The organism is Bacillus sp. YKCMOAS1 (genome assembly GCF_030268125.1).
Classification (GTDB): domain Bacteria; phylum Bacillota; class Bacilli; order Bacillales; family Bacillaceae; genus Bacillus; species Bacillus safensis.
Genome location: NZ_BSEI01000003.1, coordinates 55500 through 77403, shown reverse-complemented (window position 1 = coordinate 77403; position 21904 = coordinate 55500). Strand labels below are relative to the sequence as shown.

The window sequence follows — 21904 nt, the reverse complement described above, 5'->3', positions numbered from 1 at the left end:
TGATCATCATTAAAATCTAGAGAGATCATTTGATGATTAGCCGGTTATGTTTGTTAGTGAAAGGGGATTAAGCATTTGGTTAAAAAGCAGCAAGTAGATTATAACGATGATTCTATTCAGGTGCTAGAGGGACTTGAAGCGGTCCGTAAACGTCCAGGGATGTATATTGGGTCTACGGATTCACGCGGTCTTCATCACCTTGTCTATGAGATTGTAGACAACTCTGTCGATGAAGTACTCGCTGGCCATGGAGATCATATCATTGTCAAAATACATAAAGATAACAGCATTTCTGTCCAAGATAAAGGACGAGGAATGCCTACTGGTATGCATAAGCTTGGAAAACCGACACCTGAGATCATTTTAACGGTCCTGCACGCAGGCGGAAAATTTGGTCAAGGCGGATATAAAACAAGTGGTGGACTTCACGGAGTTGGGGCATCGGTTGTGAACGCGCTGTCAGAATGGCTTACTGTCACGATTGAACGTGACGGGTTTATTTATCAACAGCGTTTTGAAAACGGCGGTAAACCTGTCACATCACTTGAAAAAGTCGGAAAAACGAAAAAAACGGGAACACTGATTCATTTTAAGCCGGACCCTACCATGTTCAGTGTCACGACCTATAATTTCGATACATTATCAGAGCGTTTAAGAGAATCTGCCTTTTTATTAAAAGGGTTAAAAATAGAGCTGATCGATGAACGGCATGATGTACAAGAAACGTTTTATTATGAGACAGGCATTGAAGCCTTTGTTGCTTATCTAAATGAAGAAAAAGATGTTCTAAGTGAAGTCGTCTCATTTGAAGGAGAGCATCAGTCCATTGAAGTAGATTTTGCTTTTCAATTTAACGATGGCTACTCGGAGAATATCCTTTCCTTCGTCAATAACGTCAGAACAAAAGATGGCGGAACACATGAGTCTGGTGCCAAAACGGCCATGACGAGAGCCTTTAACGAATATGCACGTAAAGTAGTTCTTTTAAAAGAAAAAGACAAAAATTTAGAAGGCACTGACATTCGTGAAGGACTGTCTGCTATTATTTCTGTCAGAATTCCTGAAGAGCTGCTTCAATTTGAAGGACAGACAAAAGGAAAGCTTGGGACAAGTGAGGCTCGCTCAGCTGTTGACGCTGTTATTTCTGAAAAGCTTGCGTATTTCCTTGAAGAAAACCGTGAAACAGCCACTCTTCTTGTGAAAAAAGCGATTAAAGCGCAGCAGGCAAGAGAAGCTGCTAGAAAAGCCCGTGAAGAAGCGAGGAGCGGCAAGAAACGGAAAAAGTCTGAAGCAACACTAAGCGGAAAATTAACACCTGCTCAATCTAGAAACCCGGCAAGAAACGAACTATATCTAGTAGAGGGTGACTCAGCGGGCGGGTCAGCAAAACAGGGGCGTGACCGTAAATTTCAAGCGGTGCTGCCGCTGCGCGGAAAGGTCATCAATACAGAAAAAGCAAAGCTTGCTGATATTTTCAAAAACGAAGAAATCAACACCATTATTCATGCAATCGGTGGAGGCGTTGGTGTCGATTTTAATGTAGAAGACATCAATTATGACAAAATCGTGATCATGACAGATGCGGATACGGATGGAGCGCATATTCAAGTACTTCTCTTGACATTCTTCTACCGCTATATGAAACCGCTGATTGAGCATGGCAAAGTGTTTATTGCACTTCCGCCTTTATATAAAGTCAGCAAAGGCTCAGGGAAAAAAGAGATTATTGAGTACGCATGGTCTGATGAAGAAATGGATGACGTATTGAAGAAAGTTGGAAAAGGGTACACGATTCAGCGCTACAAAGGGTTAGGTGAAATGAATGCCGACCAGCTATGGGAAACGACAATGAATCCAGAATCGAGAACACTTGTCAGGGTCAAAATTGATGATGCTGCACGTGTGGAACGCCGCGTCACAACTCTTATGGGGGACAAAGTAGAACCACGCCGTAAATGGATTGAAAAGAATGTCGCCTTTGGACTTGATGAGGAAAGCAACATTCTTGAAAATGAAAACTTGTCGCTAGCTGAGGAGGTTTAAACATGGCACAACAAGAACGATTTCATGATTTACCATTAGAAGAAGTAATCGGCGACCGGTTTGGCCGCTATAGTAAATATATTATCCAAGACCGTGCACTTCCAGATGCACGTGATGGACTAAAACCTGTACAACGAAGAATTTTATATGCGATGTACGCAGAAGGAAATACGCAGGATAAAAACTTCCGTAAAGCCGCTAAAACAGTTGGTAATGTGATTGGTAACTATCATCCGCACGGAGACTCATCTGTCTATGAAGCGATGGTGAGAATGAGTCAGGAATGGAAAGTACGAAATGTGCTGATTGAGATGCACGGGAATAACGGGAGTATCGATGGAGATCCGCCTGCTGCCATGCGTTATACGGAAGCAAGGCTGTCTGCCATTGCTTCAGAGCTTTTAAAGGACCTAGACAAGGAAACAGTCGAATTCGTTGCAAACTTTGATGATACAAGCAAAGAGCCAGTTGTATTACCAGCGATGTTCCCAAACCTTCTTGTGAATGGATCAACAGGGATTTCAGCTGGGTATGCCACTGATATCCCGCCGCATCACTTGGGAGAGGTCATTGATGGTGTCATTAAACGAATTGAACAGCCGCATTGTACGGTTGAGGATTTAATGACGGTCATTAAGGGGCCGGATTTCCCAACAGGCGGTATCATCCAAGGTGTCGACGGTATTAAGAAGGCGTATGAAACAGGAAAAGGGAAGATTATGATTCGCGGAAAAGCGGAGATTGAAACCATCCGCGGCGGACGCCAGCAAATCGTGATCACAGAAATTCCTTACGAAGTGAATAAAGCCAACCTTGTCAAAAAGATGGACGAGTTCCGAATTGAAAGAAAAGTAGAAGGTATTTCAGAGGTCCGAGATGAAACAGACCGTACTGGGCTTCGAATCGTAGTAGAGCTGAAAAAAGAAGCAGATGCAAATGGTGTGCTGAATTTCTTATATAAAAACTCAGATCTGCAAATCCCGTATAACTTTAATATGGTAGCGATACATAATCGAAGACCGACCTTAATGACGCTCACAACTGTACTAGATGCGTATATTGCCCATCAAAAGGAAGTGGTGACGAACCGCTCAGCGTACGAGCTTCGAAAAGCGAAGGAACGCCACCATATTGTCGACGGTTTAATTAAGGCACTTTCCATCTTAGATGAAGTCATTGCTACAATCCGCTCCTCTAATGATAAGCGAGATGCCAAGAACAACTTGATGGCGAAATATGATTTTACAGAAGCACAATCAGAAGCGATTGTTTCACTCCAGTTATATCGTTTAACGAATACAGATATTACGCAATTAAGAGACGAAGCAAGAGAGCTTGATGTGCGCATCGCAGAACTTGAAGACATTTTAGCGAACGAGAAAAAGCTGCTGAAGGTCATTACAAACTACTTGAAAAAGCTTAAAAAGACATATGCTGATGAGAGAAGATCCGTGATTGAGGAAAAAATCGAAGAAATTAAGATTAACCTTGAAGTGATGATCGCATCTGAGGATGTTTACGTGACAGTCACGAAGGATGGTTACATCAAACGAACAAGCCAGCGCTCCTATGCTGCATCTAATGGTAAGGACTTTGGCATGAAAGATACTGACCGTTTGATTCATCAGTTTGAAATGAATACAACGGATGTTCTTCTGCTGTTTACGAATAAAGGAAGCTACATTTATTGTCCTGTTCACCAGCTGCCAGATATACGCTGGAAAGACATGGGACAGCATATTACGAATATCATTTCGATTGATCGCGAGGAATCAATCCAAAAAGCCATTCCAATAAAAGAATTTGATGAAACGTCATATCTTTTATTCTTTACGAAAGGTGGAATGGTGAAGAAAACAGAGCTTCTTCAATATAAAGCGCAGCGTTATTCGAAACCGCTTGTCGCCTTGAATCTAAAAGGTGACGATGAACTCGTAGATGTTCATGTCACATCAGGACAGCAGGAATTGTTTATTGCAACGAAAAATGGTTACGGTTTATGGTTTGATGAAGAAGAAGTAAGTGTTGTTGGACCGAGAGCGGCAGGTGTCAAAGGTATCAACTTGAAGGAAGGGGACGAGGTAGTCTCTGGCCAGATCATTGATCCGAAGAACGATGTGCTTGTGCTCACGACACAAAGAGGGGCTGTAAAGCGAATGAACCTCTCTGAATTTGATAAAACATCAAGAGCGAAACGCGGAGTTCTTATGCTGAGAGAGTTAAAGAAAAACCCGCACCGTATTGTGGCTGTGATCGCTGCAGCGTTGCACGATACACTTGAGATAGATACCGAAAAAGGCACAACGATTCCACTAGATATTTCTACTTTAAGAGCGAATGACCGCTATAGCAATGGGTCATTTATTGTAGATGAGGAAGAGCAGGGAGAAGTGACTCATGTCCTTTTGACACCTGAACGTGCACCAGATGATAATAAATAAGCAAACGAAAACCCCCTGCGATTGGCAGGGGGTTTCTTTTTATATACAGGTGAATTAGCTCTCGTGGTTGCCAAACATGCTTGTAATGGCATGAACTACTTCAATTCCTTGGTAAACGAAAAGAGAAAGTGAAGTGACAGAGAATAGACCTAGAATGAAAATTCTTAAGAAAAATAACATCGTGTAAAACCTCCCAATTTTTGTTTTGATTTAGATGGTTGGGTTAAACACGAGCTTGTCGGAAATAAGAAGATTGATAGAACACTGCAAGTAAATGCTTCTTTTTCCGGTCAAATCGATCAGTATGAGTGATGCGCGCAAATCCAGCTGTCATACTGCCAATAATCAGCAGTGCTGTAAATGCGGCAAATACTGCGCTCACATGTTTTTGTTTCTTTTCATCGCCCATTGTCTGGACGATTTTCATTTCATGTGATTCTTGATCGGCAACCACCTTCGCATGATGGTACACCTGAACGGAATGAGGCATTGAGAACAAATGAAAACTTGCAAGTGCTATGCACAAAACACCTAATTTTAATAGCATATCTTTTTTCATTTTTCTCACCCCTTCCTGGTTATTTTCATGATCTTACCACGTTTTCAGTTATTTGAAAAGTCTTATTTTTTTACTTTCCCTCTTTAAAAAAGCGATAAACATCAGGACATCTATAGGACTGTTTCACTTCATGAAAGGTTTCAATTTTATTTTTTAAATTTAAAAAAAGTGCCATGATCAAGGATCAGACACGTTTAGTGAGTTTGTAATGAATGTGGTTTTGCTACAGCTTTAGTAAAGATTCCTGCAATACATATGGCAAATAGAACAAAGATAAAGGCATGAAGCAGTCCAACTTGATTAGCAAGCAGCCCTAAAATAGGAGGGCCGGAAAGGGAGGCTGTGTAACCAGATAAGGTCACAATACTGACGCGTTTGACAGCGTACCGGCTATCATCGCCAGCTGCAGAAATGGTCAGCGGAAAGCCTAAAGATGCGCCAAGTCCCCATAAAAAGATCGATATCATACATACAACAAGTGAAATTTTTAAAATGACTAAGAATAGTCCGGTAGCTGCTGATAAAATGGCCACTCTTAGCAATAACACTCTGCCAAAACGATCAATCAATCGTCGGCTGATCAGTCTGCCGCTAATCATGCCACACAAAAATAAAGCATAGATGACCGTACTCATGGAATGTGAAACTTGATAGCCATCCACCATTGCAAGTGGAATCCAATCATTGGCCGAGCCTTCGACAAACGCAAGGCATAAGGCGATCATCGCAAGAGATATCGTTCGTTTGTTCAGCCATGCTGTTTGAGTAGGCTCAGACTGCTTCTCATGCTGATCTTTTCCTGTCCCATGCGGGATAAACCGTGTACAAACCAATATGCTAAGGAAGAATAGAAGGGCAATAGCGAGAAGGTGCATCAATACAGAAACCCCTAGATGGATAAAAAGAATACCAGCACCTGCTCCAATTAACGTCCCAATGCTAAAGGAAGCGTGCAATATAGGCAGAATGGTTTTCTTGATGCTGTACTCAATCTCTGTTCCTTCTAAGTTCATCGCTACATTACACATGCCAGAGCCTGCTCCAAAAAGAAAAAGACCAGAAGTGACGACAAAGATAGAAGAGAGCGTTGAACCAATGGCAAGAGTAGTGAATCCAAGGAACATCAAAAAAGCACTGATCACAATCGCCACTCGACCGCCTTTTTTGCGGACGAATACATTTGAAAGAACAAGCCCAACAATTGAGCCAACAGATAAACCGAGTAAAATAAGTCCCATTGTTCCTGTGTTTGCTTGTAATAAATCTCTAACTTCCGGTGTCCGTGAAAACCATGTAGAAATGGAGATTCCAGACATCGTAAAGATCACAATAATTGCCTTATACCACTTTAATTCCATCTAATCCCTCACATTTAAAGATATATATGTTATTGAACAAATCTACTCGATTATAAATGAGACTTGCTGATTCGTAAATAATAGGAGGGAGGAACGTGATGAAAAAATGTTAGTCAAAAGAAATTTCTTTTGGTGAGAGGTGAAATTAATGGATACACAATGATTAATGAGCATTTTTCAAGTGTAATGTTGGACTAGATGTTTTGACATATTAGAACGTAAAAAGCATTGATTTGGTAAACAGACACAATCGAACACCAACTGGACTGAGCTATAATTGAACGTTTGATAGCAAAGCTCATAGCATCTGGCGTTGTTGTGACAAAAAACGTTGTAACGAATTGGTTATGGTTGTGAAATCCCGCGAATATCATCAAAGCATTTAGATGAATCAATTTAAAATTGATTTTTTCTTTTTTTGTCTCAATAAGATAAGTATACTTAGTTTTGAGACAAAGGAAATTCGTTTGTTGTTTAACTTCCTAGAATATATATTATGTAAACTAATGAATGAGAACGCATATTTGAGTGTCGATATTTAATTTCACAACCTCTACCACCTTCTCAATAAATTAAATCAGTCGTAAAGGTTGTGTCTTTCCTTATTGACTGCTACAGTAAATTAAATACTTTGGGCTATTTCTTTTAAAAACATCTTCCTCTTTTCATCTGTTGTTAAGTTAACTCTCGAAAAATGAATCCATTTGGTGTCTTCATTTTTAAGTCCCAAGTCAGCAAGAGTTCTGTTAATAAAAACGCTTTGAATCGCATTTCCAGCTTCAGATTCTATATAATCCTTATCTGTTGTAGATGTCGAGATCACGGTTGTTTTTTTTATATTTGTCAATAAGCCCTTCAAAGCACCGGTATTTTTATCTTCCAAGAATGCGAAACCTCTTAACATCACTTTATCAATGAATCCTTTTAAAATAGCAGGTAAATCCCACCACCAGACAGGAAATATAAATATTAATTCAGTTGACTGACTTAATTTCTTTTGATAATCCTTAACTAATTGATCAGGCGTTTCTCCTTTATGAAAATACTTCAATTCTTCAGCTGAAAAAACGGGATTAAACCCATCTTTATATAAATCGATCACTTGAAATGGTTCTCTGTTTGTTTCTAGATTTTCTGTAATGGAAGTCAAAATAGCATGATTATAGCTTCCATCCCAAGGATGTGCATAGACAATCGTTTTCATTATTCATTCACCCTTTTTTGTTATTTTCATCATATTTTGATGTACATTCATTTTATTGTATGCTATAACGTACTACAAGTACGGTAATTAAAGTGCGATACTAACCTAAAGGAGAGTGTAAAATGACTAAAGAATCCTTTACTGCTCATGTTGATCTAAAAGAAACTGGATTTGGGTACACTTTATCATTAATTGGTGGGAAATATAAGATGACGGTACTGTATGCTTTATATGCAAACAATGGTCCTATTCGCTATAATCAGTTGAAACGAATGCTTGGGGTTATCTCTTTTAAAACATTAACCAATACACTAAAAGAACTTGAAGCGGATCAATTAATTAATCGTAAAGAATATCCTCAAGTGCCTCCAAAAGTAGAATATAGTTTATCGGAAAAGGGATTATCATTGATACCTGTATTAGATGCGATTTGCTATTGGGGGGAAGAACAAATGAAAAATAGTTAGACGTTGAGTGAAATTGTACTTTTAGGCAAAAGGGATTGTACATTCAGTCAAGAAAAAGAGCATCTCTCTTGAGATACTCTTAGAACATTGATAAATCTCATGGAATATTAAGTTGGCTTTCTCTTATCTTTTGTTTGAGTTATGCTGCAAATAAACAACATGAGTTTGTAAAAATTCTTCTAAACCATGTTTACCATCTGCTCCGCCAATTCCAGATTTCTTACGACCTGAGTGGAATCCTTGAATGGCTTCAAAGTTTTCACGGTTAATGTACGTTTCTCCAAATAGTAACTCATTTGCAGCACGCATCGCAGTATCTAAATTCTGTGTAAAGATAGATGATGTTAATCCATATTGGCAATCATTCGCAAGCTCAATTGCTTCATCTAAATCTTTAAACGTCATAATCGGGAGAACCGGTCCAAATACTTCTTCCTGTACAATTTCTGAATCTTGTTTTACATTCACGAGGACCGTTGGTTCATAGTAATATCCAGGTGTCACATCTGCACGTTTTCCACCAGTTAACACTTGGGCCCCTTCTTCAACAGCTCGGTTTACCATCGCTTCAATTGATTCTATTGCTTGCTTATTTGTAAGTGGTCCCATATCTAAACCTTCATCTTCGAGAGGATTGCCATATTTCACATTTTTCATTGATGTGACCATTTTTTTGATAAATGGATCGGCGATACTTTCATGAACATACACGCGTTCAGCACAGTTACATACTTGTCCCGTATTAATGATACGTGAGTCGACAATTGCTTTCACGGCTAAATCAATGTCTGCATCTTCTGCTACAATAGCTGGTGCTTTACCGCCAAGCTCTAAACTGACTTTTGTTACATTTTGAGCTGCAGCTTTCATGACACTTACACCTGCATCCACGCTCCCTGTTAAACTGACTAAACCAATCTTTTCATTTGAAGCAAGTTCGTCTCCCACTGTACCCCCGCGCCCTGTTACAAGATTGAATACCCCTTTTGGAATACCCACTTTATCTACTAATTTTGCAAATTCTATTGCATTATTTGGCGTATCACTACTAGGTTTAATGACAATGGTATTCCCTGTTACCAATGCAGGCGCAGCCTTTCTCGCTACAAGGAAGAATGGGAAATTCCATGGTAAAAAGCCAGCTACAACCCCGATTGGCTCTTTAAAGATCATTATATTTTCATTTGGTCTGTCACTTTGAAGAATTTCCCCTTCGTACGTCCTTGCTGAACCTGCCATATAATCAATGTAGTCAGCAGTAAAATCAACTTCTGTCGTAGAGAGAGCAAGTACTTTTCCCTGTTCTTCTGAAATGACACGTGCAAGGAAATCTCTATTTTTTCGAATTTCTTCAGCTAAACGTGTTAAATAATTTGCGCGCTCAGCAGCCGGTTTCTTTTTCCATTCTTTTTGTGCAGCTTCTGCAAACTCAATCGCTTCTTGAACCTCTTCTTTAGAACAACTTGGCACTTCTGAAATCACTTCTTCAGTTGCCGGATTTAACACCTGTATCACTTCGCCCGAGCTAGCATTTACAAATTCTCCATTAATGTACATTTGAAATTGTTTAACATTAGTTTGTGAGTTCATTTACTGAAACCTCCTAATATTGGATTGTAGGAACGACTATTTTTATAGATTTAAAACTCCTTGTCTTGGCACAACACCAAATGCATTTGCCAAGTCTTGAAGCTGTTGATCTGTAATGGTTTGTTTCACGCTTCCCTGTGCACACACAACGGTGTATACTTCCGCAGCTTTTTCAGCTGTTTCAATTAACCCAAATGTTTCATCCATTGTTGTTCCAGCACCAAAAATTCCGTGGTGTGGCCAAATAACTGAACGAACCTCTTTCATTTTTTCAGCTGTTGCCTTTCCAATTGAATCAGTTCCTGGAACCATCCATGGAATAATACCAATTCCTTCTGGGAATACAACAATGCATTCTGTGCACATCTGCCATAACGTTTTTGTAAATGCTGCTTCATCCAAGGTGTGTGTAAATGTCATACCAATAAGGTTTGTTGCATGACAGTGCATGATCACACGATGGTTTGAATCTGCTTTTAATCTTTCAATATGGCTCATTAAATGTGATGGAAGCTCACTTGTTGGAACGCCTCCCTCTTCTAACCCCCATAAAATATCAAGCGATTTACCATCTTCAGTTATACGAATAATACCAAGGTTAGCGGCTGGATCATCTATTACATTTTTAAAATATTTCCCCGAACCCGTCACAATAAAATATTTCCCTGCTAACTCAACACCATCAAAAATCATCGGCACCGTTCGTTTTACATCATGAACGTCAAGGTACTCTGCTACTTCGTCCTCTTTTAATAAATAACTAATATTCCCGCCATTTCGTTCATCCCAACCTAAGCGATATAGGTTTGCTGTCGTTTTTGTCATTTCTTGAAGGAAAGGTGCTTTTAGTATTTCTTTCTTTGTCAGAAGGTCTTTCATCTCCATCTTCTCCCTTGTGCTCATTTTTATCTTTTTATTTTGGTTTACATTGATATACCTTTCTCATTCAAAAGCGTTTACATCTTTATATTACTTTGAGAAATATATCGAGTCAACACAAACAAACATTATATTTTTGTTTGTGTTTGTTTTAGTTGTGGGATAAGTGGTTATTTTATGAATTATAAAATGCTGTTTCATTCATGTTAATGACTATACCTTACTGCTGTTTAAGAGCGTTTTTTTGAAGTTATAAGTATGTTATGATAAAAACAAACAAAAATAAAAACAAAACAACAATCTTAAATGCAATTTTTGTGATGTTTTTCTTTTATTCATATTTAAACGAAAGGAAGTTATACATGTTATTAGCTGAAAGGCATCAAAAAATAGTAGATTTAGTTAATCTACGATCGAGCATTCGTGTCTCAGAATTAAGCGACATTTTTTCTGTGACAGATGAAACGATTCGCCGTGATCTTGAAAAATTGGAGAAAGAAAATAAGCTGCGTCGAAGCCACGGTGGAGCAGTAAGTATTGAGGAAAAAGAATCGGAAGTTGATTTTTCAGAGCGAGAAATCACTAATGTATTAGAAAAGAAAGTGATTGCACGTGAAGCTGTGAAGCAAGTTGAAGAAGGTGACCGTATTATCCTTGATGCAAGTACAACGGCATGGTATATGTCAAAAATCCTTCCGAATATTCCTTTGACTGTTATCACCAACTCCATTAAGGTTGCCATAGAATTAAGTAAGAAAGAAAAAATTCAGGTTATCTCAACAGGAGGTCTTCTCCTTCCTAAATCGTTGTCTTACGTAGGACCTTTAGCAGAGCGCTCACTGGAAAATTATCATGTGAATAAAGTGTTCTTATCGTGTAAGGGTATTGACTTAAATAGTGGCTTAAGTGATTCAAATGAGTGGCAGGCTCTTTTAAAAAGAAAAATGATTGAACGGTCACATAAAACCATTTTAATGGTCGACTCAAGTAAGTTTGGGTACCGTGAATTTTCTCATATCTCTTCAATAAGTGATATTAGCCATATTATTGTTGACGATAAACTAGACAAGGATTCACATACCATTTTACGAGATAAAAATATACCTGTGACTTCTGCAGCCTTGATGAGTGAATCTGCTTCACAGTCCATCTAAATAGAAAATTAAGGTCCCCTCCTGTGTATACACATTTTCCAGACAAACCTATATAGGTTTGTCTTTTTTTATGTCCGCAATTTTTTCTTATTTATGATGAATCACCCTTATAATCAACACTAACAAAAGATAACGATAAAAAAATGTTGTTTTATTTTTGTTTTTATAATAATATGACCATATAAACAAAGGAAAATAAAGAATGTGAGGAAACCAGGGCGAAAAGTCATTTTATTTCAAAGATTAAAACGTCTATTTTGAAAACGCTTTCTTTATTTTCATTTATTCTACGGTACAAGGAGCGAAAGAGATGATAAGAAAAGCCAGTATAATGTTTGTACACAAGGATCAATTTGATGAATACAAACGCCGACATGATGAAATATGGCCCGAAATGGTAGAGGCATTAAAACAGCATGGTGCTCATAACTATTCTATTTTCTTAGAAAAAGACAGTGGTCAATTGTTTGCTTATTTGGAAATCGAAAATGAAGATAGATGGAACCAGATGGCTAAAAGTGATATTTGTAAAAAATGGTGGGACTACATGGCGCCTATCATGGAGACAAATTCAGATAATAGTCCACGCTCTGTAGAATTAAATGAATTGTTTCACTTAGCATAATCCTTTAGGAAAACACAGTCAGCAAAAAATAACAGACATTCATTGTTTGAATGTACTTGAGAGGAGTTTCAAAATGGCTGGTAATGCAAAAGGCGGTTTAAAGTCTACTATTACTGTAGCAATGTCAAACTATTTGGAGGCAGCATCCATCGTAGCTGCTGCTGGCGGCCTGACACTTTGGATGGAATATTTAAATTTAAATGATTTTAAACTGGGATTACTAGGAGCGTTGAGTGCTAATGGATTTGCTTCAGCAGCAGGAGCCCTAATAGGAGGCGTTCTGGTTGATAAATATGGCCGAAAGTTAATTTATAAATACGATTTATTGGTTTATATGTTTGGTGTCTTATTAACGATGTTGTCTTTTAACTTTCCGATGTTGTTAACTGGATACATTATTACTGGAGTAGCTGTAGGAGCTGCTATTCCAGCTGCTTGGACGTATATAGCAGAAGAAGCGCCTGAAAATGAACGTGCATCTCGTGTAGGATGGGGACAGTTAGCGTGGTCGGTTGGTCCAGCTATTTCGTTACTCCTCTCTGTTGCCTTGGCTCCGTTAGGTCTTTTAGGAAGCCGAATTATTTTTGGTCAATTATTTGTAATCGCTTTAATTACTTGGATTATGCAACAACAAATTAATGAATCAAAAATCTGGGAAGAAGAAAAACAAAAAGAAGTGGATCAAAAAGCAAAAGGTGAAAAATTACAAAGTCCAGTCAAAGAATTATTCACAGTCAAAGCTAATCGTCATGCCATTATTTTATTACTAGGCATCTATTGCTTTTGGAACTTAGTAGCTGGTGTAATGGGATACTTCATGCCGTATATTTATCAGACCGTTGGAGGGCTTTCATCATCACAAGCAAATTTATTACAAGCGTTTTTATGGATTTTGACCGTTTTAGGAACGTACTTTGTCTTTATTAAACTAGGTGATAAAGTGAACAGACGTGTATTGTATGGCATAGGAGCGGCAATGGGCATTGCTGCTTGGGCTACTCTTACGTACGGCGGAATGGGCATGACTGAACTGCTGATATTTGTAGTATTATGGGGAACGGCAGCAGGCTTTGGGGCTCAAGCATTTTATGGTCTTTGGTCAAGTGAGTTATTTCATACAAAATACCGAGCAAAAGCACAAGGATTCCTTTTTTGTACAGCACGTGTAGCCGTTGGCCTTATATCACTTGTGATTCCAACGATGATTTCTACATTAGGATTTAAAATATCAGGTACTATTATGATTGGGTTCCTTCTAATTGCTGCAATTATTGGGTTAGTCATGGCACCAGAAACAAGAGGAAAGTCATTAAAAGAAATTGAAAAGGAACGATACAGCGCTTAAAAAAATAGCCAAGCTTTCTTTGAGAAGCTTGGCTATTTTTCTGCCTCCCCCCTGCTCTCCTTACTACAATAAAAAATAGAGATTCCAAATGGAAACTCTATTTTTTATATCAACCAACCTTACACAATGAAATAAAAAGCTTTTAAAGGTCCATGCACACCTACGACCAAATTCATTTCGATATCTGCAGAATTACTTGGTCCAGAAATAAAGTGAATACAAGAAGCAACAGCCTCTCCCTTTTCCACACGTTGGTTTAGGTCAGAAACAGCCTGTGTAATACGTGCCACAATCGTTTCACGCGGGATAATCGTGACATAGACAGTCGGCAAAAAGTGAAGTGCCCGCCCTTGTCCCTCATGAGTTTTTACAACAATTGTTCCTGACTCGGCAAGTGCATAGTCACTGAATGTAATACCAATATTGGCTTTTTCGGCGAGGGAATGATTCGCTTCACGTCCTTTTTTTGAATCCCATACATGTACCTCTATATTTTCTTCCGGCCATTCTTTTTCAAGTAAATCTGTTAAGCCATATTCTTTGAAACGTGAATCTTGGGCTGTCATTACAGGCCCCCCGCCATGTTCAGCAACAATTTTCTTTAAAGCTTCAGCTAAGTGATCTTTTGTTGTTTCAAAAACAGTAGTATGAATTTTGCTGCAGTGCTCTGTGAACGTAGCGATTAACTCCTTTTCTGTATAACCCTTCATTACATCCCAGTTTACGTTATTCTTCCATTCTGGTCGCACAACACCACTTATTCGTCTTTCGCGTCCCAGTTGTTTAGCTACATGATTTAAAAAAACTTCCTGATTTTGAGCTGTTCCTCTCATTATTTACTCCCCCCTTTTTTATGCTCATCAAACCAGTCTCGAAAACGTTCTTTACTTGGAGCTGGGAATTCTCGAATTTCAGTCCAATTTTTTAATGGGCCAATTCCTTTGGAGACTCGATCTCCTGTTACAATGGGCTTCATAGCTGTAGGCGCCATTTTTGTACCTAGTTTGTATAGAGCAGCAGATGATGCTCCCATTCCAAACATTTTCATCGCTAGTTTCTCACCTAGAGGAGCACGTCCTTCTTTTTCAACAATTACTTGACGATGCTTTAAAAGTAGTTCGTGTAGCTGAATTTTAACTGGACAAGCATCAGTACATGCTGCACAAAGAGTTGATGCATATGGCAGTTCTTTATAATCGTCATATCCACCTAAAAGTGGACTTAATACTGCACCAATTGGCCCCGGATAGATAGAGCCATAAGAATGTCCTCCGACATGACGATATACTGGACATACATTAATACATGCTGCACAACGGATGCATTGTAATACTTGTTGGAACTCAGACCCTAAGATTTCAGAACGGCCGTTATCAACGACAACAAGGTGAAATTCTTCTGGACCATCTGCCTCTTCTTCATATTTAGGCCCTACTGTTGTAATGTAACTCGTTAGCTTTTGCCCTACTGCACTTCTGCAAAGCAATCCAACGAGTACATCCAACTCCTCCATTGTTGGTACAAGACGTTCCATTCCCATTACAGCGATTTGTGTTTTTGGAATAGCAGTTACAAGATCCGCATTTCCTTCATTGGTCACTAAACAGATTGATCCTGTATTTGCAACGGCAAAGTTGCAACCGGTGACACCGATTTCTGCTTCAAGAAATTTTTCGCGCAGGATTTTACGAACAAATTTTGTCATCTCGTAAGGATCCTCCGACTTTCCATAACCCAGTTTCTCTTGAAATACATCACGAATTTGTTCTTTTTTCATATGAAGAGCTGGCGCTACGATGTGGGAAGGTGGTTCATGATCATCAACTTGCAAAATGTATTCGCCAAGGTCACTTTCTACCACTTCACAACCTATGTCTTCTAAAGTTTTATTCATTTCGATTTCTTCGGTTACCATTGATTTGGATTTCACGACTTTCTTGGCTTGTTTTTTTTCTGCAACTTCCTTAATGTATTGAGCAGCGTCCTCTTTTGTTTTCGCAAAAAAGACATGTCCCCCGCGTTTTGTAACATTTTCACTTAATTGCATTAAGTAATAATCTAAATTCTCCAGCGTGTGTTGACGGATTTGCTCCCCTAAATCGCGCCATTCTTCCCAGTTCCCAAGCTCTTCACTAGCTGCCAAACGACGTGTATACAGGCGTTCTTGAGCTGTAGACACAGCTTCACGCATCGTAGAATCTTGGATTCCTTTATCAATACGTTCATTAAATTTTTTATCACTAATTTTCATGCTCATGCCTTGTTCCCCCCTTGAATTAACGGCTATTTAATACCTCTGCAATATGCAGGACTCGCGCTGATTTTCCTAAACGTTCTATTCGTCCTCCAATATTCATCAAACATCCACAATCTGCACTAATTAAATAGTCCGCACCTGTCTGCTCAACACTTTCTACTTTTTCATCTACCATTTGTTCAGATATTGGCATCATTTTCACAGAAAAAGTTCCACCAAATCCACAGCAATTTTGGGCGTTGGGAAGATGCTCAACTTCTAATTCTTTTACATTAGAAAGCAGCGTAAAAGGTGCTTCCTTCACACCTAGCAAACGTGTCATATGACAAGATGTATGATAGGTCGCTTTCCCTTTTAAACGTGCCCCTACATCTGTAACCTTTAAAACCTCTACGATAAATTGAGTTAGTTCATACGTTTTCTCAGCTAGACGCCTAGCTCTCTTCTCCCATTGAACATCTCCTTTGAATATATGTGGATATTCGTGGAACATCGCTGCACAAGAACCAGAGGGAGTTACTATATACTCTGCATCTTCAAAAGTTTGAATCATATTTTTCGCTGCTTGCTTGGCTTCGGCAACATAGCCACTATTATAGGCGGGCTGGCCACAACATACTTGTGATGTAGGAAATGATACTTCACAACCAAGGTGTTCAAGTATCTCAACTGTTGCCTTACCGACATTCGGCTGGAAAGTATCAATTAAACATGTAATAAATAAGCTCACTTTCAATTTTAAAACCTCCTCATAACGAATATTTAGATTTACCTGGTCGGCTGATGACTGAAAAGTAAAAGCAGGCCCCTTCTCTCATAAGTATTTTATTGTGTATTCTCCATGTGAGATGAATATGATTCCCTTCAATTAGCACGCGTAGAGTGGAAAAAACATTGAGTTGTAACCTATTCATCTAAAAAGGAATCCTTGTAATATAAACAGGGGAATTGATCTATTAGACCCTTCCCCTGACTGTATCTCTTTGTAAATTTACTAGTTAGCCTTTCATGATTTTTTAGGCTAAAACAGAGTTTCTTTTTGTTAATACATCTTGCTCATATTGTTTCACTTCTTCCAACCATGTTTCTTTTACAGGCACGTCCATTTTTTCACAATAGTAATCCCAGATTGCACCGAAAGGATACGTTTTGAATTCCTCTATTAATGCTAATCTTTCTGTAAAGTTTCCATCTTCCTGTAACTGTTTTAAATGTTCATTTGGTACTAACATTGCATATAGTAATGATTTAATCATGTTTCTTGTTCCAATTGTCCATGCTGCAACACGGTTAATACTTGCATCAAAGAAGTCAAGGCCAATCATCACTTTATCCAATGCTTGATTTCGAACAATTTCGAGACCAATTTCACGTAACTCATCATCCAGCGTCACAACATGATCACTGTCCCAGCGAACAGGACGAGAAACATGAAGGGCAAGCTTGTCACTGTAAAGCAGCATAGATGAAATTTTGTTTGATACGGTTTCAGTCGGGTGGAAATGTCCTGTATCTAATAAACATAGTTTATTATTCTTTAATGCGTATCCAAGATAAAATTCATGCGATCCAACCACATAAGATTCAGAACCAATACCGAATAACTTACTTTCAACGGCATCAAGATTATAGTTTTCATTGATCTCTTCTTCAAAAATCTTATCTAACGAATCTTTTAACCGTTGACGAGGCGTTAGTCGATCACTTGGAATATCTTTATAACCATCTGGAATCCAAATATTTGTTAAGGATGCTGTTCCTAATTCTTCCCCAAAATACTCACCAATTTTGCGGCTCGCGATACAATGATTGATCCAAAACTGTCTGATTCGTTCATCAGGATGAGACAACGTTAGACCATCTGCTGCTTTTTCATGTGAGAATAATGTAGGATTGAAATCTAAGCCTACACCTTGATCTTTAGCCCATTTCACCCAGTTTTCAAAGTGTCTTGGCTCTAATTGATCCCTTTCAACGACTTCTCCATTTGTTTCCGCATAAATGGCATGTAAGTTCACACGATGTTTTCCAGGAATTAAAGACAGCGCTTTTTCTAAATCTCTTCTTAGTTCTTGAGGTGTCGTTGCTTTACCAGGATAATTTCCCGTTACATCAATTCCACCTGACAATTCTCCTTTATTTACTTCAAATCCAGCAATGTCATCTCCCTGCCAGCAATGAATGGAAATCGGAACGTTTTTTAATTGTTCCAATACTTCATCAACATTGATTCCCCATTTTTCATATTCTTTTTTCGCAATCTCATAATTTTCTCTCATTGTCATTTGATATTCTTCCTTTCTTTTTTACGGTGTCGTTACTGTTAAAGGTGTGTATTTTTTAACCTTAAAAGAGTTCTTAATGATTGTTCTTGCTTCTTTTATATCTTCAATTTCTCCAACTGCCATTAACTGCGATACAATATTTCCAATTGCGGTTGCTTCAACTGGACCAGCGTATACTTCTTTTTTAGTTGCGTCAGCAATTAGTTGATTTAACATTTCATTTTGGCAACCCCCTCCGATCACATTAATTTGATTGAATGTTCTTTCAAAAATTTCCTCAATTTGATTAATTGCTTGTTGGTAGCTGCATACTAAACTGTCAAACACACATTTTGCTACTTCTCCAGGTTTAGATGGAATTGGCTGGTTTGTTTCTTGACAATAACTTTGAATCTCTTGAATCATATTTTCTGGCTTTAAAAACCGTGGATCATCTACATGAACGATGGATTTAAATTCTTGAGCCTGGCCAGCTAAGGCGACTAATTCTGCAAAAGAAAATTGATCTTTAAAATTTCTTTTCACTTCTTGTATCATCCAAAGCCCCATAATATTTTTTAAAAATCTATAGCGATAATCAATGCCGCCCTCATTGGTGAAATTGTAATCTAAAGCTTTTGTAATACAAATTGGAAAATGATTTTCTACACCAACTAAAGACCAAGTTCCTGAACTAATATAGATTGTTTCTTCCTGCTCAGGAACCGAAATAACAGCTGAACCAGTATCGTGAGTGGCTGGCAGAATAACCTTCATATTAAAGCCGAATTCCTCTATTAAATCTTCAGTCAATGTACCCAACACGGTTTTGGGTGTATGAATATCTTGAAACATTTCTTTGTTAATGCCTAATTGATTTAATAATTCATGATCCCATTTCTTTGTGAAAGCATTAACTAGCTGAGTTGAAGTGGCATTTGTGTATTCGTTTGCCTTTTTTCCTGTTAATAAATAATGAAAATAGTCAGGAACCATTAGAAAAGATTTTGCATTTTCTAAAATCTCCGGATGATTTTGTTTGATTGAATAAAGTTGATAAATCGTATTAAATTTTTGAAATTGAATGCCTGTCTCTAGATACAGACGTTCCTTCATGAATGTTTTAAAAACCTCATCCATCATCCCGTCTGTTCTCGAATCGCGATAGGCAACAAATTCTGTTAAAGGTTTGTTCCATTCATCTAGTAAAACAAAGTCTACTGCCCATGTATCAATACCGATACTTTCTGGAGATAATCCCATTTCACTACATTGATGAATTCCCTTTTTTATTTCTTCAAATAATCTATCAAGCTCCCAGCATAACTGTCCGTTTTTTTGGACCATTTTATTCTCGAAACGGTGGATTTCTTTTAGATTTAAAAGTCCGTCTTCAAGATGACCCGCTATTAATCTTCCACTAGAAGCACCAATATCAACCGCTAAACAACATTTCTTCATTTTAATCACCCTTTTCATGAAAGCGTTTGCTTATGTCTTTATATTAAGCCAGCTAAAAGGAGAAAATAATGTCTGAAATGATTTATTTATTGTCCTTATTTGCAATTGTTTAAAATAAAAAAGAACATTTAGCAGCATCTTATTTTTTTGCTAAGTGTTCTCTGAATTGCTTTGGTGTCTGATGATATTTGTTTTTAAAAATCCGATAGAAATAACTTACATTCTCATATCCAACTTGATCTATGACAGAGGCAATTGGCATATCTGTACTTTCCAGTAACTCTTTCGCTTTATTTAAACGTTTTTCTTGAAGTAATTCTTTAAATGTAAAGTTGGTAGCCTTTTTAATCTCTTTACTTAAAGCATAAGGGGGCTGGCTTAATTTTGTGGCTAATTCATTCAGTGATGCACTCTGGAAATGTTCATCAATATACTTTAATGATTCAACAATTAAATAATGTTGTACAGGATTGTCTTCTGTATGTTCGGCCTTATCAGCGTGTTTAATTAACTCCACCATTAAAAGACCCATATACAATTTAATGGTGGATTCAGACATAAAAGCAGGAGACATAATTTCAATAATAATTTTTTTTATTAATTCTTGAATGCTTTCTACTTCTGAAACTTTAAAGTAAAGGAATTGTCCATTTTGAGTACTGTTATATAAACTGTTAATTAAGAAATTACTAATTCTATTTTCAGTCGTTAAAAACGAAAAGATAAAATCAAAAAAATGAGGTAAAATGATAAAATTAATAATAATGTCTTCTTCTGCACAAGCTTGAGTTTCATGCTCAATATGCTGGTTTAAAAATAACAGCTCCCCTTGTTGCAAATTTATTCTTTGATTCCCTACTTTTTGGTTATACTCTCCATTGTAAACATAATTAATCTCAATGTAGTCGTGTTTATGTTTAGGAAAATCCACAAAGCGTGTATGTTTTCGAACCGTAATCATACTCTCTTGATTGAGAAATTTTTGACTTTCTATAATAAAATTAGACTGATTGGTATAAATGTCTTTATTTATCTCTCTTCTGTTTTGTAGAATCAGTTCCTCTTCATCTGTTATCTTTAATAATTGATTTAGAAGATCATGTTGCATAGGTTTCTCCTTTGTTTATAATCTTACTTCATTGTTTACTTAAACTTCTTCACCCAAAGCGCACATACCTTCTTTCTTTTATAGAGTCTAACTCCATGCTTTTTAAAAGGAGACTACCTAAAGTAGTCTCTTTATTATTATACTAGCTTTCCAAAGCCCATAGGTTTTTACAAAAGTGCTATCTCTTATAATAATGATCAGCTAGCCCGACAGCTTTTTTCAGCTTCTTTTAATTTTTTAGATTTATATTCCATTTATTTAGAGTAAGACTTTGAAAAACCTGTTCTCCATGTCGGATATTTAAGAGTCCACCCAATTTCGTTTTTAGCTTTGTGGTTCGAGGCTCCTCTCTCCCAAGAGTTTGCTTCTGGTTGAATGTCTGGTACTGGTGCCCCTAGGACTTGTGCGTATACAGGAAGCCAGTCTATCCCCTTGCCTGGTTCATCATCCACAATGTTATACGTACCCTTTGGCCAATCTAGCGCCAGCAAAGCAGCATTGGCAGCATCTTCGACATGAACAAAAGAAGATACCCCATTTGTAGCCTTTATTTCTTGGTTCATGACCTTTTTTGCTGTATCCCCATTCATACCAAACCAAGTTGCAGGTCCATACAAAGTACCATATCGTAAAATGACATGCTCAGGAATTTCTTTTACAGCTTCCTCGAGAGACAACACTCCGTTAATCGTCGTTTTTCTAGGCATCGATGCATGTATGTCCAATGCGGTTTCTTCAGTTGCAGGAGTTGTGCCTGGTTCATAGGCCCATGAAATACTCTGAGCGATGATTTTTTGTACCTGTGCCTGTTTTGCAGCATCTACTAAATTTCGTGTCCCTTCTATTCGTATACGCGCATTTTCTGAGGAGCTTCCTTGACTTAGAGACGTTAATTGATGAATCACAACATCGGGTTTCACTTCATCTAGAATTTTCATGATTTGTTCTCGGTCAAACACATCTGCAAGAATGGCTTTGGCTCCTGTTTTTTCAATGGCCCCCCTTTGCTCTTCTTTCCGCGTCATGCCAATGACATCGTGACCAGCTTGTACGAGCTGCGGCAGCAACAATCTCCCAATAACACCACTTGCACCGGCTACGAAAATTTTCATAAATATAGACCTCCAGTTTCTTATTACATTCTTTTAT

19 protein-coding genes are annotated in these 21904 nt (G+C 38.0%); 6 read left to right on the top strand and 13 right to left on the bottom strand.

The features are described 5' to 3' along the window. Nucleotides 1-75 precede the first annotated feature (75 nt). Together parE and parC are read left to right on the top strand one after the other, a co-directional pair. Nucleotides 76-2043, top strand: coding sequence for a DNA topoisomerase IV subunit B (gene parE / locus QSJ46_RS09425; RefSeq protein WP_048240238.1), 1968 nt, complete (start codon nt 76-78; stop codon nt 2041-2043). A gap of 2 nt (nt 2044-2045) precedes the next feature. Continuing rightward, a complete protein-coding gene (gene parC / locus QSJ46_RS09420; protein WP_285604641.1) occupies nt 2046-4484 on the top strand; it encodes a DNA topoisomerase IV subunit A in 2439 nt (812 codons plus the stop codon). A gap of 54 nt (nt 4485-4538) precedes the next feature. On the opposite strand, the gene QSJ46_RS09415 is transcribed toward parC, so the two are convergent. From QSJ46_RS09415 to QSJ46_RS09400, 4 genes are all read right to left on the bottom strand, one after another. Beyond that, on the bottom strand, nt 4539-4664 hold the full coding sequence (locus QSJ46_RS09415) for a hypothetical protein (RefSeq protein WP_254966705.1): 126 nt from the start codon (nt 4662-4664) through the stop codon (nt 4539-4541). A gap of 43 nt (nt 4665-4707) precedes the next feature. Next, complete coding sequence (locus tag QSJ46_RS09410; RefSeq protein ID WP_285604640.1) at nt 4708-5043, bottom strand: hypothetical protein; 336 nt, start codon at nt 5041-5043, stop codon at nt 4708-4710. A 194-nt stretch (nt 5044-5237) separates the two neighbouring features. After that, nucleotides 5238-6401 carry an MFS transporter gene (locus QSJ46_RS09405; protein WP_285604639.1) on the bottom strand — a complete coding sequence of 388 codons (1164 nt, stop codon included), beginning with the start codon at nt 6399-6401 and terminating at the stop codon, nt 5238-5240. Nucleotides 6402-7023: 622 nt separating this feature from the next. Further along, nucleotides 7024-7605, bottom strand: a complete 582-nt coding sequence (locus tag QSJ46_RS09400; protein WP_047203119.1) for an NAD(P)H-dependent oxidoreductase — start codon at nt 7603-7605, stop codon at nt 7024-7026. Between the two features lie 122 nt (nt 7606-7727). Between QSJ46_RS09400 and QSJ46_RS09395 the strand changes: the two genes are divergently transcribed. Next, nucleotides 7728-8072, top strand: a complete 345-nt coding sequence (locus QSJ46_RS09395; RefSeq protein WP_285604638.1) for a winged helix-turn-helix transcriptional regulator — start codon at nt 7728-7730, stop codon at nt 8070-8072. A gap of 123 nt (nt 8073-8195) precedes the next feature. Here the strand turns inward: QSJ46_RS09395 and aldA are convergent, their stop codons facing one another. Together aldA and rhaD are read right to left on the bottom strand one after the other, a co-directional pair. Then, nucleotides 8196-9662, bottom strand: a complete 1467-nt coding sequence (aldA, locus tag QSJ46_RS09390) for an aldehyde dehydrogenase (protein ID WP_285604637.1) — start codon at nt 9660-9662, stop codon at nt 8196-8198. 42 nt (nt 9663-9704) lie between these two features. Then, a complete protein-coding gene (gene rhaD, locus QSJ46_RS09385) occupies nt 9705-10541 on the bottom strand; it encodes a rhamnulose-1-phosphate aldolase (RefSeq protein ID WP_047203122.1) in 837 nt (278 codons plus the stop codon). Nucleotides 10542-10903: 362 nt separating this feature from the next. Here rhaD and QSJ46_RS09380 point away from each other — a divergent pair, with 362 nt between their 5' ends. The 3 genes from QSJ46_RS09380 to QSJ46_RS09370 all read left to right on the top strand — a co-directional run bounded on the left by QSJ46_RS09380 (nt 10904) and on the right by QSJ46_RS09370 (nt 13665). Further along, nucleotides 10904-11695, top strand: coding sequence for a DeoR/GlpR family DNA-binding transcription regulator (locus QSJ46_RS09380; RefSeq protein WP_047203123.1), 792 nt, complete (start codon nt 10904-10906; stop codon nt 11693-11695). A 310-nt stretch (nt 11696-12005) separates the two neighbouring features. Then, nucleotides 12006-12320: an L-rhamnose mutarotase gene (rhaM, locus tag QSJ46_RS09375; protein ID WP_285604636.1), complete on the top strand. Its 315-nt coding sequence runs from the start codon at nt 12006-12008 to the stop codon at nt 12318-12320. 73 nt (nt 12321-12393) lie between these two features. Beyond that, entirely contained in the window at nt 12394-13665 is a 1272-nt protein-coding gene (locus QSJ46_RS09370; protein WP_107163747.1) for an MFS transporter, read from the top strand. Between the two features lie 119 nt (nt 13666-13784). Here the strand turns inward: QSJ46_RS09370 and QSJ46_RS09365 are convergent, their stop codons facing one another. From QSJ46_RS09365 to QSJ46_RS09335, 7 genes are all read right to left on the bottom strand, one after another. Further along, complete coding sequence (locus tag QSJ46_RS09365; RefSeq protein WP_107163748.1) at nt 13785-14498, bottom strand: LutC/YkgG family protein; 714 nt, start codon at nt 14496-14498, stop codon at nt 13785-13787. Further along, the gene (locus QSJ46_RS09360; protein ID WP_285604635.1) at nt 14498-15922 is read right to left on the bottom strand and encodes a LutB/LldF family L-lactate oxidation iron-sulfur protein; all 1425 of its coding nucleotides are present in this window, start codon (nt 15920-15922) and stop codon (nt 14498-14500) included. Before QSJ46_RS09360 ends, QSJ46_RS09365 begins: the two co-directional genes overlap by 1 nt. A 19-nt stretch (nt 15923-15941) precedes the next feature. Continuing rightward, complete coding sequence (locus tag QSJ46_RS09355; protein ID WP_285604634.1) at nt 15942-16658, bottom strand: (Fe-S)-binding protein; 717 nt, start codon at nt 16656-16658, stop codon at nt 15942-15944. 280 nt (nt 16659-16938) lie between these two features. Then, nucleotides 16939-18207, bottom strand: coding sequence for an L-rhamnose isomerase (gene rhaA, locus QSJ46_RS09350; RefSeq protein WP_107163751.1), 1269 nt, complete (start codon nt 18205-18207; stop codon nt 16939-16941). A 21-nt stretch (nt 18208-18228) separates the two neighbouring features. After that, a complete protein-coding gene (gene rhaB / locus QSJ46_RS09345; protein WP_212039896.1) occupies nt 18229-19647 on the bottom strand; it encodes a rhamnulokinase in 1419 nt (472 codons plus the stop codon). Between the two features lie 139 nt (nt 19648-19786). Next, complete coding sequence (locus QSJ46_RS09340; RefSeq protein WP_047203131.1) at nt 19787-20755, bottom strand: AraC family transcriptional regulator; 969 nt, start codon at nt 20753-20755, stop codon at nt 19787-19789. 254 nt (nt 20756-21009) lie between these two features. Beyond that, nucleotides 21010-21867, bottom strand: a complete 858-nt coding sequence (locus tag QSJ46_RS09335; RefSeq protein ID WP_047203132.1) for an NAD-dependent epimerase/dehydratase family protein — start codon at nt 21865-21867, stop codon at nt 21010-21012. Nucleotides 21868-21904: the final 37 nt, after the last annotated feature.